General features: G+C 43.0%; 19 protein-coding genes. 8 read left to right on the top strand and 11 right to left on the bottom strand.

Features of this window, described 5'->3' with window-relative positions; all coding sequences use genetic code 11:
* Positions 1–78: 78 nt before the first annotated feature.
* Genes AB4135_RS01510 through AB4135_RS01500 form a run of 3 tightly spaced genes read right to left on the bottom strand, consistent with a single transcriptional unit; the run spans position 79 to position 2,542 of the window.
* Positions 79–1,413, bottom strand: a complete 1,335-nt coding sequence (locus tag AB4135_RS01510) for a hypothetical protein (RefSeq protein ID WP_371989706.1) — start codon at positions 1,411–1,413, stop codon at positions 79–81.
* A gap of 5 nt (positions 1,414–1,418) precedes the next feature.
* A complete protein-coding gene (locus tag AB4135_RS01505; RefSeq protein ID WP_371989705.1) occupies positions 1,419–1,889 on the bottom strand; it encodes a CYTH domain-containing protein in 471 nt (156 codons plus the stop codon).
* A 17-nt stretch (positions 1,890–1,906) separates the two neighbouring features.
* On the bottom strand, positions 1,907–2,542 hold the full coding sequence (locus AB4135_RS01500; RefSeq protein ID WP_371989703.1) for a hypothetical protein: 636 nt from the start codon (positions 2,540–2,542) through the stop codon (positions 1,907–1,909).
* A 324-nt stretch (positions 2,543–2,866) separates the two neighbouring features.
* Between AB4135_RS01500 and AB4135_RS01495 the strand changes: the two genes are divergently transcribed.
* Together AB4135_RS01495 and AB4135_RS01490 are read left to right on the top strand one after the other, a co-directional pair.
* Positions 2,867–4,468 (top strand): DASS family sodium-coupled anion symporter, encoded by a 1,602-nt coding sequence (locus AB4135_RS01495; protein WP_371989702.1) that lies wholly within the window; start codon positions 2,867–2,869, stop codon positions 4,466–4,468.
* Positions 4,469–4,512: 44 nt separating this feature from the next.
* Positions 4,513–5,547 (top strand): helix-turn-helix domain-containing protein, encoded by a 1,035-nt coding sequence (locus tag AB4135_RS01490; protein WP_371989700.1) that lies wholly within the window; start codon positions 4,513–4,515, stop codon positions 5,545–5,547.
* Between the two features lie 18 nt (positions 5,548–5,565).
* Here AB4135_RS01490 and AB4135_RS01485 read toward each other — a convergent pair whose 3' ends face one another.
* Complete coding sequence (locus tag AB4135_RS01485; protein ID WP_371989698.1) at positions 5,566–6,933, bottom strand: ATP-binding protein; 1,368 nt, start codon at positions 6,931–6,933, stop codon at positions 5,566–5,568.
* A 1-nt stretch (position 6,934) separates the two neighbouring features.
* The gene (locus AB4135_RS01480; protein WP_371989696.1) at positions 6,935–7,618 is read right to left on the bottom strand and encodes a response regulator; all 684 of its coding nucleotides are present in this window, start codon (positions 7,616–7,618) and stop codon (positions 6,935–6,937) included.
* A 228-nt stretch (positions 7,619–7,846) separates the two neighbouring features.
* Here AB4135_RS01480 and AB4135_RS01475 point away from each other — a divergent pair, with 228 nt between their 5' ends.
* The 4 genes from AB4135_RS01475 to AB4135_RS01460 all read left to right on the top strand — a co-directional run bounded on the left by AB4135_RS01475 (position 7,847) and on the right by AB4135_RS01460 (position 10,890).
* Positions 7,847–8,332: a Spy/CpxP family protein refolding chaperone gene (locus AB4135_RS01475; protein ID WP_371989694.1), complete on the top strand. Its 486-nt coding sequence runs from the start codon at positions 7,847–7,849 to the stop codon at positions 8,330–8,332.
* A 157-nt stretch (positions 8,333–8,489) separates the two neighbouring features.
* A complete protein-coding gene (locus AB4135_RS01470) occupies positions 8,490–9,359 on the top strand; it encodes a cation diffusion facilitator family transporter (RefSeq protein WP_371989692.1) in 870 nt (289 codons plus the stop codon).
* Positions 9,360–9,534: 175 nt separating this feature from the next.
* Entirely contained in the window at positions 9,535–10,089 is a 555-nt protein-coding gene (locus tag AB4135_RS01465; protein ID WP_371989690.1) for a porin family protein, read from the top strand.
* A 246-nt stretch (positions 10,090–10,335) separates the two neighbouring features.
* The gene (locus tag AB4135_RS01460; RefSeq protein ID WP_371989688.1) at positions 10,336–10,890 is read left to right on the top strand and encodes a porin family protein; all 555 of its coding nucleotides are present in this window, start codon (positions 10,336–10,338) and stop codon (positions 10,888–10,890) included.
* A gap of 144 nt (positions 10,891–11,034) precedes the next feature.
* Here AB4135_RS01460 and glnG read toward each other — a convergent pair whose 3' ends face one another.
* The 3 genes from glnG to AB4135_RS01445 all read right to left on the bottom strand — a co-directional run bounded on the left by glnG (position 11,035) and on the right by AB4135_RS01445 (position 14,197).
* Positions 11,035–12,444: a nitrogen regulation protein NR(I) gene (gene glnG, locus AB4135_RS01455; RefSeq protein ID WP_371989686.1), complete on the bottom strand. Its 1,410-nt coding sequence runs from the start codon at positions 12,442–12,444 to the stop codon at positions 11,035–11,037.
* A gap of 17 nt (positions 12,445–12,461) precedes the next feature.
* A complete protein-coding gene (gene glnL, locus AB4135_RS01450) occupies positions 12,462–13,502 on the bottom strand; it encodes a nitrogen regulation protein NR(II) (RefSeq protein ID WP_371989684.1) in 1,041 nt (346 codons plus the stop codon).
* A gap of 179 nt (positions 13,503–13,681) precedes the next feature.
* Positions 13,682–14,197 (bottom strand): DUF4124 domain-containing protein, encoded by a 516-nt coding sequence (locus tag AB4135_RS01445; RefSeq protein ID WP_371989682.1) that lies wholly within the window; start codon positions 14,195–14,197, stop codon positions 13,682–13,684.
* A gap of 193 nt (positions 14,198–14,390) precedes the next feature.
* Between AB4135_RS01445 and AB4135_RS01440 the strand changes: the two genes are divergently transcribed.
* Entirely contained in the window at positions 14,391–14,963 is a 573-nt protein-coding gene (locus AB4135_RS01440; RefSeq protein WP_371989680.1) for a prepilin-type N-terminal cleavage/methylation domain-containing protein, read from the top strand.
* Between the two features lie 26 nt (positions 14,964–14,989).
* Complete coding sequence (locus AB4135_RS01435; RefSeq protein ID WP_371989678.1) at positions 14,990–15,559, top strand: MliC family protein; 570 nt, start codon at positions 14,990–14,992, stop codon at positions 15,557–15,559.
* A 51-nt stretch (positions 15,560–15,610) separates the two neighbouring features.
* Here the strand turns inward: AB4135_RS01435 and AB4135_RS01430 are convergent, their stop codons facing one another.
* The 3 genes from AB4135_RS01430 to AB4135_RS01420 all read right to left on the bottom strand — a co-directional run bounded on the left by AB4135_RS01430 (position 15,611) and on the right by AB4135_RS01420 (position 18,231).
* Complete coding sequence (locus AB4135_RS01430) at positions 15,611–16,234, bottom strand: glutathione S-transferase family protein (RefSeq protein ID WP_371989676.1); 624 nt, start codon at positions 16,232–16,234, stop codon at positions 15,611–15,613.
* 69 nt (positions 16,235–16,303) lie between these two features.
* The gene (locus AB4135_RS01425; RefSeq protein ID WP_371989674.1) at positions 16,304–16,981 is read right to left on the bottom strand and encodes a type 1 glutamine amidotransferase domain-containing protein; all 678 of its coding nucleotides are present in this window, start codon (positions 16,979–16,981) and stop codon (positions 16,304–16,306) included.
* Positions 16,982–17,073: 92 nt separating this feature from the next.
* Positions 17,074–18,231, bottom strand: coding sequence for an iron-containing alcohol dehydrogenase (locus tag AB4135_RS01420; protein WP_371989673.1), 1,158 nt, complete (start codon positions 18,229–18,231; stop codon positions 17,074–17,076).
* Positions 18,232–18,325 lie beyond the last annotated feature (94 nt).

Here is an 18,325-nt window from a genome sequence, read left to right as displayed (position 1 = left end):
AGGCACAGCAAGGCTTCACCGTGAGTGAAAGGAAGTTTCACAGTAAGAGTGGCTACATTTTTTATAACTCAGTAAGTTCTATATGTTATTGATATTTAATTTGTAAACTCCGTGTATCCCTTTTCTGCTGGTGACAATTCGATACTGTTGATATTCAGTTTTATCATCAACAGACATATCGACTAACAAATGTATTGTATGCACCTTATGCACGGTAGTAGTCCGTACTTGTTGGTCATTAAAGTAGTGATGGTTACTCAATATTTTTGGTAGAGAACGTAAGGTTTTGCTGAGATTTATTGTAAGTTCATCTATGAACTTTTCGTTACTAATTTGTTGTTTGGCACTGCTAAACTGATAACTTCTCTGGTAAACCCAATGAGATGAGCTATCCGTTGGTTCTTGGGGAGAAAAGCGCTTTATAATTGACTGGATTTTGACCGGCAACTTGCTACGTTTCTGCTGGTAGAAGCTCTCTTTGGTGGTCGCGATTTCTTGTGAGTTATTACCTTGATAAAACCGAGACTGGTGCTGGAAATAACGTGAAGAAAACTTTTCCATCAGGTAATTCCTACCCAGTTCCTTGATTCGATCTTTGAAGATGTAAGATAGCACCAGCGAGAAAAAAAAGGGTGTTGAAAAGTTGCCAAAAGCTCGTTGAGTTGCAAAGGCTACCGCGGTGGCAAACGCCATAGCAAATGCCGCAGCAATACCAAAAATAAACTGCTCTGCTAACTCACCATTTCTAAGTTTTCTTCGCTTAACTTTGTAGGGACTATTGATGACCTTGCGAGCAACGTGGAGCTTGTTGAGTAAGCGTTCACGGCCCTCTTCTGTTGAGTCGTGTAGTTTTAGTTGGTTGTTGCTGGCGAAGTCTTTTATTTTATTTATAAGCTGATTGATGTTGTCAGCTTGGGGTTGTTGATTACGCGCTTGCTTGAGCAGTGATTGATAGAAGTAATAAATCACTTGATGCAAAGCTAGCTTATAGAGACGGCTATCAGTCAGTGCCTGTTCATCATCGTGAATTAGGTAAAAAGATTCAATATAGTCATCGAGTAGCATTAATGTGGTTAAATCAGCATCGACGACGATGATGCGAAAATCAGTCACAAAGTGAGAAACTGCTTTACGGTAACGACTAATGTTATCAGCGGCTTTTGCATAAGCTGTTTGCCGAATGACTAACAACTCCTGCTGTAATGATGGAATGCTGGGGGTTGATGCAGATTTAAGAATCTGTTTTTGTAATAAATTTTGATAAAAACTTGCAGGATTTGTAATGTCGCTATTCTCAGCCAATTGAGGTGGAAGAAAAAAATGGATTTTGAGCTGGGCATGTCTTAAGTGAGGCGGAAAATCCGCCTTCACATTAAGGTGATACTGATCAGCTTGAAATAGCGACACTGTCATTTAATTTACCACGTGGTAAAAGGCTGCTTCATAAGCATAGAGTTGTAATAGCGTGCATCGCCTGTGACTTCTTCGCCTAGCCAATCCGGCTTGCTAACTGTTTCGGCTTCATCAGTCAGTTCAACTTCGGCGACAATTAAGCCTTGGTTGCTTTGATAGAATTCATCGACTTCAAAAATATGATTGGTGTAGTCAACTAAATAGCGAGTTTTATCAATTACGCCTGGTTCGCAAATCTTCAATAGCTCTTCAGCCTCCGGCACTGGGATTTCGTTTTCCCACTCATAACGTGAGGCGCCAGATTCATTGCCAATTCCTTTAATCGTAAGGAAACCTTTGTCTCCTTTTATACGGACTCGAACTGTACGCTCAGGTACAGAGCTTAAATAGCCTTGAATAATACGTACTGAACGAGAGGCAAGTGCTTTAAAGTCTTCACTTTTTACTAAGTATTTTCTTTCAATTTCTTGAGCCATTTTTTTGCTTCCCTAAATTAGTTAGCTAACGGTAGATTCTTCATACCAATAATACGTTTAATTGCTTGTAGGTAGTTGATGTTTTCAACGCCTTCAAGTTTCACATCTTTGATTGTTTGTTGAATATCTTCCAATTCTGTGGACTCACTGTTGATACTGACTATTTTTGCGCCATTAACTAAGACATTGGCAACTTCACAAATGGTGTTGTTCACCATGTAACCAAAGCGTTCTTTATGGATTTTTACTGCTTGTAGATCGGGGTGCTGATCGATAAGTGCGATAAATGCATCAAAGCTGTACTCTGCTTCGTTAAGCTCGGGTAGCTCTACCATAAAAGCTGGAAATATCTCATCAACGAGCTGTTGTTTGCTTATAGGGAATTCGGCTTTTAACTTTGGATCCCACTGCTCTAGGCCGTCAGTGGTGGTGACATAAGATTTTACATCCATTTTGCCATCACGAATTTTGGTGTTATTGAGATCGTTTGTGCGAGACATGATATAGATTTCATCACTTTCACGGTGCCAAACCTTCTCTGGTATAGGCATAGATAGTCTAGCCATGCGTTCTGCAGCAGCTGTAAAGTCTTGACCGAAAGTGCGAAACTCAAAGCGAGGTTTAGATATTTCACCGATTTTTAACTCTGACATGATAGAACCCTTTGTGATTAGATTGTTATTTGATTAGGAACATCATTACAGTACTGATAATCAGCAGATTAAAAATAGATCTAGATCAATATTTAACTTAATAAGTTTAGACCTAATCTTACATTGTCTTAGTCGGATCTGACTGCTTCTTATTTTAACCGCTTAAAAATCAACATGTTGTTATGGTTGTTGTGCGCATCATAAAACGCAGCTTAATTTTTTAGTTGTAACTAATAGGTTGTTTTATTGATCTTGATCGACTTTTTTAATGGCGAATATCGTTAAGGTTTAGACAAAGGTTACTTAACTTAGGGAATAATAATAATGTCTAAAGAAACCGCAGTGCAGGTTGATCCCCTGGATATGAGTCAGTACCGGATGGAAACACTTCCTGTGCGTTCTAAAAGTTGTTTCGAGCAATGGCTCGCGCGTGCTGGGATATGGATAGCCTTAGTGGTTTTTGTTGGAATTATTTGTTCAGACCCTGCTTCATTCCTCGTTAATTTCGATCCACAAACTTTGAGTAAAACGGCATTTGAAAGCTTTCAAGCTAATGGCTTAGCGGTTTTTAGCGCGCGAGGGACTGCAATGCTCGCTATCTTCTGTGCGGCAGTCATTTTGTGGATAACCGAACCCATTCCGAATTACCTCACCTCTTTAATGGTGATTATCACTATGGTGCTGACAGGAGTGTTGCCTGAAAAAGTCGCCTATGCACAGTTGGGTCATCCTATTATGTGGTTGAACATTCTGTCTTTTATTCTTGCCTCAATGCTCGTTACTTCGGGGGCTGCAAAACGTTTTGCGCTGTGGTTTGTTTGTCGCTTTGGTACCAGTGCAACGCCCATTTTTTACAGTTTTATGGTCATTAACTTAGTGTTGTCAGCTTTTATCTCTGCGACAACGGCTAAAGCAGCGATTTTAATGCCGATTTTCATGGTTATTGCTGCGGTCTATGGCGCCCGCGGTGGTGATAATAAAAATAATTTTGGCCGTAATTTAGTGCTGCAAAACCTGCTGCAAATTAACTTATGTGCTGGTGCGTTTGTGACTGGGTCTGGGGCTAATTTGCTCGCGGCGAGTTTAATTGCCGGTGCGATAGGCGGTAGCTTCTTTTTTGCTGACTGGATGATAGTGGCTCTGCCAATTGTATTGTGCATGATTGTTATCGGCTGGCTTATAGCCACCAAAATATATTTTCCTTTGGCAGCAGAAGAAAGGTTACCGCAGATTGAAGGTGGCATGGAGCGGCTGCAGTTAGAGCTAGACAAGATGGGTAAGGTTAGCTGGAGAGAAATAAAGTCTCTAGTTATCTTTATTACCATTTTGGTTTTTTGGGCGACAGATAAATATCATGGTGTAAGTGCGACAGCTGTGGCGTTTATTGGTGCGATAGTTGCGCTTTGTCCACGCATTGGCGTGGTTAACTGGAATGAAGTTGATGTGCCTTGGCATCTGTTGTTGTTCTCCGCGGGCGCCTACACTTTGGGGGCAGGCTTTAAACAAACGGATCTGCCCAATTTGGCGGTTAATTTTAGCTTGGAATATTTTGGTTTAGATGAAACCACACCATTTAGTGTGTTTTATATCGCACTAACAGGTGCCATGTTACTTAGCTCCTTAGTATTTCAGTCTAAAACGATGCGAACTATGCTGTTTGTACCGATAGCAATCGGTATTGCACAACGATTTGATTTTCCGATTATGAGTTTAGCGCTACCAGTGGCATTACTCATTGAACATGTTTATGTTTTACCGTTTAATAGTAAGCCTGCATTACTACTCTATTCCACCGACCATTACAGCTTAAGTGATACCTTTAAATTTGGTTTTACCATGTTGATGATAGGTTGGGCTGTGAGTATCCTAATGGGAGAAACTTGGTTTAAGTGGTTAGGCTACGCACCAAATGGTGTATTCTGGTGATGCGAGATATGGCTGTAAATTTACATGGATTAGCGAGATAGAGTATGAGTGCCAAGAATAATGAAATTCGCAGTAAACTGGCGTTATTACAACTAGCAGAAGAGTTAGGCAGCATTAGTAAAGCCTGCGACATTATGGGCTACAGTCGTGATAGTTATTATCGGTTTAAAAAACAGTACGCAACTGCCGGTGAACGTGGACTGAAAAACCTATCTCGCAAAAAGCCTGCAATAAAAAATCGGGTATCAGCTGCAGTTGAAGAGCAGGTGATAGAGATTGCCTTAGATTATCCCAATTATGGTCAGGCGAAAGCGGCGGAATTATTGACTGCCAGAGGTTGTGTCATTTCAGCCTCTGGTGTACGTACTATTTGGGTTCGACATAATTTAGAGACAAAAAAAAGCCGCTTGTTGGCGTTAAATTCCAAGCTTAAACAAGAGGAAGATTGGTCGCCATTAGAGCAGCAACATCTGGAGCAGTTACATAAGTTATCGCCTGATGAACCAATGATTGAGTGTTTGTTCCCAGGCGATATCTGTGTGCAAGATACCTTTGATTTAGGTGATATAGCGCCTTTGGGCAGACTTTATCAGCACACTTTTGTTGATGGGTATACTCAATATGCAATCGCTGCGGTGATGGTAGACAACAGTTCGGAGTCGGTAGCCAAATTCCTAACCGAAATCGTTTTACCTTGGTACCAAGAGAACCAGGTCAAAATCAATAGTATTTTGACCGATAGGGGTACTGAATTTTCCGGAAAGAAAGGGATAGCATTTAATCATGTTCTTACAGAACAACAGATTAAACATATCCAAATGAGGGCGTATAACGGTCCTGTAGTTAATGGTATTGCTGCTAGGTTCCAGACTTTTGCCTACAACGAGTTTTTTGAGCCTTTCCTTAAATCGAATAAAGTGACCTCTTTGCAACAGCTTAATCAGCACTTCAATGAATGGCAGTCTCAATATAATCAAGCGGAGTCGCAGTCAGGAAGGTACACCTTAGGGAGAACGGCAGCTGAAGTGCTGAACCTAAGTCGCCATTTAATTCCTGCTGAACCTGTCACGAATCGCTAAAATTTAATATCAAATTTGTTAGCGCGGTAGAGTAATCGTAACTTTCAAACCATGAGGCTGACAATTGTCGGCCTTTATTTTGCCTTGATGGGCGCTAACAGCTGCTTCTGCAATCGCTAAACCTAAGCCCCATCCGCCTGACTCTCTATCTCTTGCTGATTGTGGTCGATAAAATGGCTTAAAAATCGCTTCTAAGTCTGATTGGTCAGGGATCCCTGGGCCATCATCAATGATCTCTAGTGTAAGTTGTTTGGCTGTTATAGAGGCTTGAATGGTGACTTGTGAAACTGCATAACGAATGGCGTTGCGTAGTAAGTTCTCCACCGCCCTTGTGAGTGGTCTTGGATAGATAGGCACTTGTATCGAGTCGTCGATATCAATATGCAACAGCTTATTCTGTTGTTGCGCTTCAAAATCAGCATCATCGAGTATCTGGCTTAATGCTTCTGCAAGTTCTAACTGGTGTTTAGACTCGTTGGCATTTAGCTTCACTCTAGACAGCTCTAATAGCTCAGCAATCATTTTCTCTAATTGATCGGCTTCATATTCTATGCGATCAATCTCTTGGGTCTGCTGGCCTTTTTTGCGGCTGAGTGCCAAGGAGAGTTTTAGTCGAGTCAGTGGGGTGCGAAGTTCGTGTGAAATATCACTTATTAGCCGCTGTTGGCTGTTGACCATATCTTCAACGGAATCAGCCATGCCATTGAAAGCCTGCGCGAGTTGACCTATTTCATCATTACGCTTGGCGGTGGCCGTGTCGACACGGCTACTGAGATCGCCGTTAGCGAGCGCATCGGCACTGCGTTTAAGTGATCGCAGTGGCTTACCGAGGTGCCAGGCAAATAACCCGCACAGCAGGCCTGAGAGTACTATTGCGATACTCAATGTAAGCAATTTATTGTCAATAAAGAAGAAAAACCACGGCCGAGGATGATGATCCGGTAGCCGTCCAAATAATGAGTATTGTTGTTGGTTTGCTTCGAAGATATAAGGGCCAAATATTAGCTCGTCCCTAAACTGGTGTTTGATTGGTTGCTCAGCTTCATCAGCAAGTAGCATAAAGCGGCGCAATGAACGGGATGGCTTATGGGAATTAAGTACTCGGCCATTTTGATCAACTAAATAAATTTTAACTGGCCGACCATTAAACTCCTTAAAGCGGCCCCAACGTCTTAGTTTGTCTTCTTGCAACAGATGAGGATTAGCTTTTAGTTTATCAGCCACCTTTGATAATAGGTGTTCTAAAGAGGGTGGTAGCTCGGTTTGATCGTGGTTTTGCTGCAATAGCGGCAAAATACCGATTAAGGCAATAATTAACGAACTGCAGAGCCAAAAACCAAGCAGCAGTTTTACAAAAATATTATTGGGGCTTTTAATTTTTGGCATCTTAAGGTAACCAGATATAACCTTTGCCACGAATGGTTTTCACCCTTGGGCGACCATCAATACGTTCGGGCATTTTCTTGCGTAAATTTGATAGGTGCATATCTAAGCTGCGATCAAACGGCATCAATTTTTTACCCAGTACTTTTTCGCTGAGCGTTTCTTTAGAGGCGAGCTCACCGGCATTTTGGACCAGTTCATATAACAAACTAAACTCTGTGCCTGTCAGTACAATAAGCTGTTCTTGGCAGTGCACCTCTTGGCGGGCAGGATCTAAATTAAGATCGCCAAAAGACTGCACAGCAGTTGTTTTGTCATCAGCTTTTACATTGGTACGCCGAATTATTGCGCGAATGCGGGCAACAAGTTCACGGTCATTAAAAGGTTTTGGTAAATAGTCATCAGCGCCAATTTCAAGGCCGACAACTCTGTCTATCTCATCGCCTCGTGCGGTTAGCATCAGCACAGGGGTTTGTTTTTTGGTGCGCAGTGCACGTAATACTTCAAAGCCGTTGAGCTTAGGCAGCATGACATCTAGCAAGATAAGGTCAAAGGATTGCTCAACAGCGAGATCGAGCCCCGCTTGTCCGTCATGGGCTAACGTTAAATCGAACCCTTCAAGTTCTAATAGCTGTGCCAGCAGTTCTGAAAGACCTAAGTCATCATCTATCAACAATATACGGCTCATGTTAACCCTTTTTAGCTTACTTAATATTTGGAGTATACCCTGTTTGGTGTCAATTGCAGTTTAGGAGTGTAATCGAACGTAAAGATGATTATTGACACGAGTAGTTGCAGGAACTTTACAGTGTTTTACGCACGCAAAACTCTCGCTTACATTGCAATCACTATACTGGGAACCGTCAATTACAGCTTAGCGATGCTAAGCTCAATAATATTTTAAGAGGCTACCATTATGAAAAACAATACATTGAAAGCAAGTTTGCTCGCCATAGTGGCCAGCACAACACTATTAACAGCAGGTGTTTACGCGGCTGATAATGCTAAAGACTCTAACGACGGTCATGGTAAACAAGGATATCACCAAATGAAAGGTGATCGTGGCGGTCATCATGACATGCGTAAAATGTTCCGCGGTTTAGATCTAACAGATGAACAGAAAACTGAGCTGAAGGCTTTGTTTACTTCGCATCGTGATGAGATGAAGCAGAATCGTCCATCAAAAGAGGAAAGGGTTGCACAGAAAGAGCAGATGTTGAACTTTATTACAGCCGCTAATTTTAGTGAAGATGAAGTTAGACAAGCATTAGCAGCTAAGCAAGAAGCGCGTCAGCAAAAAGCTGTCGATATGCTAAAACTACAAAACCAAGCCTATCAAATATTAACACCTGAGCAGCAAGAGAAGTTTAAGCAACGTTTTGCTAAGCACGGTAAAAGATAACAAGTCGCTATTGTAGATTAGGCAATTGGCTGAACGGTTAATTACTTTTATCTATTAAGTTGATTGTATTAACTTGGGAGGAGTCATCGGATTTTCTCCCAAGTTTGTTATAAACTTAAGCTCTGTGTTTCCCTTACTGTAATAGTAAACAGATCTTATGAATGACTCTTCTCAATATGACTTCTGGGTAAAGCTGGCCAGCCGCGCTGCGGTTGCAACGGCTTTAACCCTCATTGTTATTAAGCTTGCTGCATGGATGTATTCAGGCTCAGCCAGTATGTTGGCATCTTTAACTGATTCTTTTGCTGATGCTTTGGCTTCTATCGTTAACTTTATTGCGATTCGCTATGCGATTGTGCCAGCTGATCAAGACCATCGTTATGGTCATGGTAAAGCGGAGCCGTTAGCGGCGCTCGCGCAATCAGCCTTTATTCTAGGGTCTGCCTTTCTGCTATTTTTCCACGGTGGAGAGCGGCTCATTAATCCCGTAGAAGTTAAGCATGCCACCTTAGGTGTGATTGTGTCTATTATTGCGATAATAATGACCTTTGCACTTGTGATGCTGCAGAAAAGGGCGCTGGCAGCAACCTCTAGCACAGTGGTTGAAGCCGATGCATTGCACTATAAGTCAGATCTATTTTTAAATGCCGCAGTGTTACTTGCTTTGGTGCTTTCACAATATGGCTGGTGGTGGGCTGATGGTTTATTTGCAGTGTTAATCGCTTTATTCATTGGGCAACAAGCTATTGGGCTTGCCTATCGCTCTGTACAGTCACTACTTGATCGTGAATTAGACGATGAAACACGAAACAAAATCACTGATATCGCTATTAACGATCCTCAAGTTAGAGGGATCCACGACTTGAGAACCCGTGAATCTGGCAAAACCATGTTCATTCAATTCCATTTAGAGCTTGATGGTGCGCTGAGCCTCGATAAAGCGCACAACATAGCAGTAGAAACCTCAGTTAGGATCCGCCAAGAGTTTACTGATGCAGAAGTTATTATCCATCAAGACCCAGTGTAAAATTGGGCTGGTTTGATGAAAAACGGCAGCCTAACCTTGTTGGTTAAATGTTGTGCTTTATGGGGGTATTTGTTGGATAAAGATAGTTAAAATAATTACTTGCATATAGTTGTCGCAATTTGTATCACCGCTATGATAAATTCCTCCGCATCAAAAACGATGTAGGGAATAAATCATGAAAAAATTATCAATTATAGCGCTAGCAGTACTTGGATTAACCACTTCAACTGTTGCTTCTGCAGAGACGGATCGCGTTGGCGCATACGTAGGTGGCCAAATTGGCGCTATTTCAGTTGATGCTGAAGGTGACTCTGAATCAGGCCAAAGCTATGGTGCTTATGGTGGATATAACTTCAACGAGTGGTTTGGTTTAGAAGGTACAATCTACGTAACTAATGACTTTGTTGATAATGAATTTGCTAGTGTACATGCTGCATCGTTTAGTGTTGCACCTAAATTTACCTTAGTCCTTAATGATACTTTTTCGTTGTATGGCAAAGTGGGTGTAGCATCGGTTGCCGTTGTTATCGATAACGTTATTCGTGATGTTGATTACCAAGGATTTGGTGTAACAGTTGGTGCGGGTGTTAATGCGGCAATTACTGACAGCCTAAACATCCGCTTGGGTTATGACTATACGAGTGCCGATCTTGATTCAGATGATTTTGGTGCCCAAGATATTGATATGGATCTGTCAAACGTTACCCTAGGCATGCATTACCAGTTCTAAGCTGAGTTGATGCTGTATCTGGCTAGTAATAAAAAGGATATCCTTTTTTGATCTCTTAGAAATATCAACGGTATTAGCAAGGAATAAATCGGTTTACTTAAACATCGACTTTGTATCTGAGCTTTGAATATAAGTGAAACTTTGTTATTAAGTTGAGAATTTATAATAGTTAAACCCTAATGTTATCAAGGTAATAAAGTTTGTGATAGTTTCCGAACCTCAAAAAAACGATGTAAGGGAATCATCATGAAAAAATTATCAATTATGGCATTAGCCGTTTTAGGGCTAACAGCTTCAAATATTGCTTTAGCTGAGACGGATCGTGTTGGAGCGTATGCTGGTGGGCAAATTGGTGCCTTTTCTGCTGATCTAGAAGGCGGGTCAGAATCTGGGCAAAGCTTTGGGGCCTACGGCGGTTATAACTTTAATGAGTGGTTTGGCTTAGAAGGTGCGCTCTACCTTACCAATGACTTCATCGACGAAGGAGAGGCAACAGCTAATGCGCTTTCATTCTCGGCCGCACCTAAATTTACATGGGTGATCAACGATACCTTTTCTTTGTACGGTAAAGTCGGTGTTGCATCTGCAGCGATTGTTATTGAAAGTGCGCTTCCAGATATTGAATATACGGGCATTGGTTTGACTTACGGCGCAGGGATCAACGCTGCGATAACTGAAAAGTTAACTGTGCGGTTAGGTTATGACTTTTTGTCTGCGACACTTGAATCTGATGACTTCGACTTGCCCGATGCGGATGTCGAATTCTCTAATGTAACACTAGGCATGCATTACCAGTTTTAATACCAATCAGTATAAGAAGTTGATCTACTCAGAGCGATCAAATCTTTATACTGATTGGTATAAGCTGAGTTGATGCTGTATCTGGCTAGTAATAAAAAGGATATCGTTTGATATCCTTTTTTAGTTTTGAGGCTGGGGCTTCAGCTATTCCATTGCCAACTCTTTCAGTTTTCGAGTGAGGGTATTGCGTCCCCATCCCAAGCGTTTGGCTGCTTCCTGTTTATGACCATTGGTATGCTTAAGTGCTGTTTCCAATAAGATACGTTCAAAAGCTGGCTGGACTTCTGTAAGCAGGTCACTTTCGCCTTCACCTAAGCGTTGGTCAATCCACAGCTTGAGCGCAGTTTCCCAGTCATTGTCATGGCTGTTATTTTCTGCTGATACGCTGCTATCTTGCAGTAATTCTGGCGGTAAATCCTGCGGGAGGATCTCTTGTCCTGACGCCATAACCGTTAACCAGCGACAAGTATTCTCCAATTGACGTACGTTACCCGGCCAAGGCAAAGTTGCTAGCTTATTGGCAGTTTCTTTGGTCAATGTTTTGGGTTCAACATCGATCTCTTTTGCTGCAATCGCGAGAAAGTGGCGAGCTAGTTGGGCAATATCTTCTCGTCGTTGCGATAAAGGTGGCAAGTGTACTCGAATGACATTGAGTCGATGAAACAGATCTTCCCTGAACTCGCCTTGTTGCACCAGTAATTCTAGGTTTTGATGAGTAGCTGCGATAATTCGCACATCGACTTGCACTGGCGAGTGACCACCCACTCGGTAAAATTGACCGTCGGCTAAAACCCTAAGTAAACGTGTTTGCACGTCTAATGGCATATCACCTATTTCATCGAGGAACAGGGTGCCACCATTCGCCTGTTCAAATCGACCTTGGCGCACGCCGCCTGCACCAGTAAAGGCGCCCTTTTCATGGCCAAACAGCTCTGACTCAATTAAGTCTTTTGGGATAGCTGCCATGTTGATGGCAATAAAAGGTTTATCTTTTCTCGGGCTGTGTTTGTGCAACGCGCTTGCCACCAGTTCTTTACCGGTTCCTGATTGGCCATTGATTAATACGCTGATTGATGATCGTGATAGTCGGCCAATGGCTCTAAACACTTCCTGCATAGCTGGGGCTTCACCAATGATCTCTGGTGTGGCAATAACCGGCTCTGCTGCCGTATTACTGCTGTTCTGTTCGTTAGCATGTGTTATCGCCCGCTCGACCAAAGAGATGGCTTCATCGATATCAAACGGTTTTGGCAGGTATTCAAAGGCGCCTGCTTGGTAGGCGCTAACAGCGCTATCAAGATCTGAGTGAGCCGTCATAATGATAACGGGAATGTGCGGATAGTGGTTTTGCAACCGTTCTAATAAAGTTAACCCGTCGGTGCCTGGCATACGAATATCAGACACGATGACTTTGGGCTGTGCCATTTCTAAAGCATCCCATAGCGACTCAGCTGCAGCGAAGCTAGCACTAGTTAAGTTCGCGCTCTTCAGTGATTTCTCAAGTACCCAGCGAATAGAGCTGTCATCATCGAGGACCCATACTTGTTCTGTCATGTTTATATATTCCTCAATTAACTATTGATGGGTAGGGTAATGGTGAAAGCGGTGCGACCTACAGATGAGTCACAATCAATGCGGCCGCCGTGGAGTCGGGCAAAATTATGGGCAATGGATAGACCTAAGCCAGAACCTTGCTCACGGCCTGTGACCATAGGGTAGAACAGGGTATCCATCAGCTCCGGGTTAATGCCTGGGCCGTTATCAATAACGGATAGCATTAATACCAATTTGTGCCGTTGAGTGCCGATTGTGACTTGATGTTGGGTGCGGGTTTTTATACTGATATTTCCACCTGCGTTGTCGAGTGCTTGCACCGCATTTTGCACAATATTAAGCAGAGCTTGTTGCAGCTGATCGGGATCCATTTCGATATCGGGGATGGAGGGATCATAATCTTGAGTCAAACGGATATTGTCAGGCAAGGTTAAGTTCACCAGCTGCAATACCTTATGTACCACTTCGTGGATATTATAAAGGCTGTGTTGAGTCGGCTTTTGTGGGCCTAATAACCGGTCAACCAGGCTGCGCAGACGATCGGCTTGCTCAATAATAAGGTCGGTAAACTCATTGAGCTCAGGCTCTTTTAGTTCTCGCGATAACAGTTGCGCCGCGCCGCGTAACCCTCCTAGTGGATTTTTGATCTCGTGGGCAAGGTTTCTAACAAGAAATTGTGCGGCTTGTTGCTGGGCATCTTGAGTGAGTTGCTGGTGGATCCGTCGTTGTTGATCGACCTGTCTCAACTCAAGTAACGCTTGGCTATTTTCCTGTTCAATTGGAGTTAAGGTGACATCAACAGTATGCTGTTGCCCATCTAAAGTGACGAGTGATACCGTGTTAACCGTAAGCCCCTGATTGTCTCTAATAGCAACTTGTAACAGGGGGAGATCGACCGCTAAAGTTTGATAATGGTTAGGAAAGCTCAGTTCAAGCAGCTTGTTGTTACTCACGCCTAAAAGTTGCTCAGTGGCGACATTAGTATAAAGCAGCTCGAGTTCATCATTTATGACTAACACCGCAGTCACTAAATGATTGAGCAATAAACCTGTATCCATCTACGACTCCGCCTTATTCAGTTGCACCACTTTGGGACTTTAATTTGGTTGCACCACTATGGTGCACCAAAGTGGTGCGCTCTGCAACTAGACTTCATCGAAGCAATAATACTAATCGTTAATAATTAAGGATTTGTATTTAAAGGTTTTAATGTGTTTCATCGCCTTTATTGTAAGTACTATCTAGCTCTATTTTGTATTGTTCGATGAAGAAATACTTTTCTTGGTGGGGTAGATGCAAGTAGTTTGCCGTCTTGTGTTAGCGCCTTAATCACAAAGCTATGCTCGCCACGATCGATATTGGTCACTCGGAATAAACCTCTTTGCTGCGCATCACCATACTGTTTGCCATCCATGAATAGAACAAGTAGGTGAGAAGAGGCGAGTTCTGGTTCAAGCTGTACCGCGATTGAGATCTCACCTTCGTTACTTCTAATCGTTTCCTCTTCGCTTGGCGAAGTGATACGCATGGTATAATCGACGCGATCAGCTGGTGGTTGAGCGGACTTTGTTTTGCTATAAGGCTGGGGAAGTTTTACTTGGTTTTCGGTATTTTTATTAAATTCCACCACCTCTGCATTCTTTACTGGCTCGTCAGAAAAATGAACTTTGCCATCTTCATCTACCCACTTGTATACCGTCGCATGGATCAGCGGGCTAATGAGTAGAGCTAACATAAGTAAACTAAGGCGCATAGTGGTTTCCTTGATGAACATTGGCTTTGTCAGATTAACGCTTTTTTAACAATAAATCATGAACTTTGTTGCCGTTAACTTATACTGATTCTTAAGGTGTTCATGTTAAATATAAGTCTGTGCGACTTTTGTGCTACTGTTGAATAGAGAAGCGTGCAGCGTACATGGATAGAGTTGGTATAGGGAATAGGGTGTGAAAAAATCTAATCTAGGCTTTACCTTAATTGAGCTGGTTGTAGTGATTATTGTACTGGGTATTTTAGCGGTGATTGCAGCGCCAAAATTCCTCGACTTAAGAACAGATGCAGATCATGCCGTAATGAAAGGGATGCAGGGGAGTTTAAAGTCCGCTCGAGACTTGGTCGCAGCTCAAATTGCACTTAGACCCGAAAATTTAAGCGCTAATAATCGAAGCTTTACGCTTGAAAATGGCCAACTCATTGAGGTGCGTGGTCAATATCCTGATGGTAGGTGGCAAGACACCTTCGACCAAATAGTTGACTTTAATAGTGTTACTTTCGTGAGCACTAATCAATGTACTGAAGATAATTCACTCACTGCTTGGTGCGCGCGTGAGAAAAATCGTGGCTGGTTTAACAATCGCGGCTATAGCACCGAAAGGGGGCGAGGCTTTGTGATTTTCCCCCAAGGGAATAACGTCAATCAAGATGCGTGTTATCTGTATTACTTTACACCTAACCGTCGTAACGTTGTTGGTTTAGGTAGCTTACCTATCGTTGAACTCGATTTAAGTGATTGCAGCTAAATTACGTTAATTTGGAAGAGGGATTTATGACATTGAGATACTGGCTGATGTTGCCAATTTTTATTAGTTTCTCATCATTAGCGGCGTCGCCAAGCTTTGACTGTAGTAAGGCAAGTGGTGAAGTTGAAATACTGATCTGCAACGATGAAGGACTGGCTAAGTTAGATAGGCAACTGGCAAGCGTATACCAGCAAGCCTTGGTCAATATTCCTGCTGCAGAGCAACCTAAGGCGATGCAAAGAGGTTGGATAAAAGGGCGTAATGATTGCTGGAAGTCAGCAGATGTTCGTCAATGCACAGCGCAAAACTACCAAAGCCGTATCATTGAGTTACAGATCCAAGGTGGGCTATTAGAGGTTCCTGCAAGTGTAGAATTTGACTGTGGTGAGTTCTCAAAGATCAGTGCCGTTTTTTATACTCAATTAGACCCGATAACTGCAGTTTTTAGCTTTGATGATCAACAGCTGATTGCCAGTAATGTGATCAGTGCGAGTGGCGCCAAGTATCTGGGGCAAAACTTTGAATTTTGGGAGCATCATGGCGAAGCAAGCGTTCGCTATTTTGACACCGCGGCGAAATGTGTAATCCGAAAATAATGAAGGCAGCCATGAGCTGCCTTTTACTTCTTCAAGTAGAACGGGTATAGATTAGCTATTCTCGTACTTTAGCTCTATTTCACCCGCCTTAATGCTATTAGCGTGCTGAGCTAACTGTTTGGCATATGTGGCTATATGAGGGTATTTCTCCACTTCACCGCTGGCCACTAACAGCTCTACGATGAACGACATCATGATGTCTGCCCCAGTGAGCTTATCTGCAACTAAGTAGCGTTTTCCTGCCAACGCTTGGTTGACATAGCTAAGAATTTTTTCAGTTTCTACCGCCGCGTAACCTTCTAAGAAATTGGTTTGGCAACCATCTTTAGCGACAAACATTCTAAGCAGTAAAGGCAATATGGCCGAGCTTTCAGCGAAGTGAAGCCACTGCAGATACTCGACATAATCACTACTGCCTTTTTCTGGAGCGAGCTTACCTGCTGCATGGGTATCAATAAGATACTCGGTGATCGCACCTGACTCGGCAATAACCTGTTGCTTATATTCAATCACTGGAGATTTACCCAACGGGTGGATCGCTTTAAGCTCTGGTGGCGCTAAGAAGGTTTGGCTATCTCGCTGATACGCTTTAATTTGATAGTCTAGTCCCAGCTCTTCAAGTAACCAGATAATCCGCTTTGAGCGTGATTTGTTAAGATGGTGCAGAGTGATCATTGGCAGTCCTTTACAAAATATATTGAGCGGCTAACCCAAAAGTACGCCGCTTATAACTAGCGATAGTGATTACTTAAGCTGCTTGATGATCTCATCGGCCACAACTTCAGAAGATGCAGGATTTTGACCGGTAATGAGGTTGCCATCAACGGCTAAATAGCTCGCCCAGTCATCACTCTTACTGTAGAGCGCACCGTGAGCTAGCATCATATCTTCAACAAGGTAAGGCACGATGTCAGTTAGCTGCACTGCGGCTTCTTCTGTGTTGGTAAAACCTGTCACTTTTTTACCGGCAACTAATGGCGTGCCATCAGCGGCTTTGACGTTTTTAAGCGCCCCTGGTGCATGACATACCAGGCCGACTGGCTTACTGGCTTGATAAAAGTTCTCTATCAGTGCAATTGAGTTCGCATCATTGGTTAGATCCCAAAGTGGCCCGTGCCCACCTGGGTAAAAAACAGCGTCGTAATCATCAGCGTTAACTTGTGCAAGTACTTGGGTGCTAGCAAGTTGTTGCTGCGCGTCAGTGTCTTTATTGAATCTATCAGTTGCTGCAGTTTGGAAATCTGGTTGCTCACTGCTTGGATCGAGTGGTGGCTGGCCGCCAGCTGGTGACGCTAGGGTGACGTTAAACCCGCTGTCTTTAAAGCGATAGTATGGGCTGGCAAACTCTTCCAACCAAAAGCCTGTTTTTAACCCAGTGTCGCCGAGTTTATCGTGTGAGGTTAGTACCATTAACACATTCATTTAATCATCCTTCTTCATGCTTAATTGTTATCGCTATAACCCGCTTTACCAGCGGGTTATGCGATAAGTTGATTGCAGTAGAGTTATTATGCTTACAGGTTGCGCTCTAAAATTTTGCGGCTCATGGCTAAGTCAACATCTTGCTTTTCGCCTAAAGCTGTCATGCCGTGAGCTTCTAGTTGCTCGATCACTTTGTCGATGCTGCTGGCATCTAAACCATAGTCGGTAAGACGAGTCTTGATACCCATAGCTTCGAAAAATTCGCGTGTTTTAGCGATTGCAGCATCAATAATTTCGTCGTTAGTGCCTTGAGTTATTCCCCAAACACGATCAGCATATTGCAGCAGTTTCTCTTGCTTACCTTCGCGACGACAATCAAGCATACCTGGCAAAACGATAGCGATAGTACGGGCGTGGTCGATGTCGTAAAGTGCTGTGAGTTCATGACCAATCATATGGGTTGCCCAGTCATGGGGAACACCACGGCCAATCACACCGCTAAGTGCCATGGTGGCTACCCACATTAGGTTAGCTCTAACATCAAAATCTTTGGGTTCGCTCAAGGCTTTAGGGCCAAGCTCAATCAATGTTTGTAGTAAACCTTCGGCAAAACGGTCCTGCACGGCAGCATTTACTGGGTAGGTTAAGTACTGCTCGGTGATATGAATAAATGCATCGACCACACCGTTGGCGACTTGACGCTCAGGCAGGGTAAAGGTTTTACTCGGATCTAAAACGGAGAACTTTGGATATACATGGTCGCTCATGAATGACAGCTTAGCTTGATACTCTTTACGAGTGACAACGCTGGCGCTGTTCATTTCAGAGCCTGTTGCTGGCAGTGTCAGTACTGTACCGAAAGGCATTGCTTGCGTGACTTTTGCACCCCAGCTTAAAAGAATATCCCATGGCTCACCTTCAAAAAGTGCTGCAGCCGCAACAAATTTAGTACCATCAATAACTGAGCCACCACCCACTGCGAGTAGAAAGTCGATGTTCTGCTGCTTAACTATTTCAACAGCTTGCATTAATGTCTCATAAGTCGGGTTCGCTTCGATACCGCCAAACTCAACGATTTCACGTTGTCCTAGTGCGGCTTTTACTTCGCCTAGAGTGCCTGTTTTTTCCGCGCTGCTGCCACCAAATAACACTAGCACTTTGGCATCTTTTGCCACTAGGTTGTCCAGTTCAGCAATCTTTCCTTCACCAAAGCTAATGTGGGTTGGATTGTAGTAATCAAAGCTATTCATAATGGTTCCTATCTATCGGTGTATACACCGAATGAATACAATTTAGTAGACCAGTCGTCTAGTAAATAGTTAAAAAATACCCGCCCTAAGCATA

Origin of the sequence: Shewanella sp. 10N.286.54.B9, from assembly GCF_041468565.1 — a bacterium.
In the GTDB taxonomy this organism is placed as follows: Bacteria; Pseudomonadota; Gammaproteobacteria; order Enterobacterales; family Shewanellaceae; genus Shewanella.
Note: the sequence above shows the minus strand (reverse complement) of the source record. Positions and strands in the feature narration are given on the sequence as shown.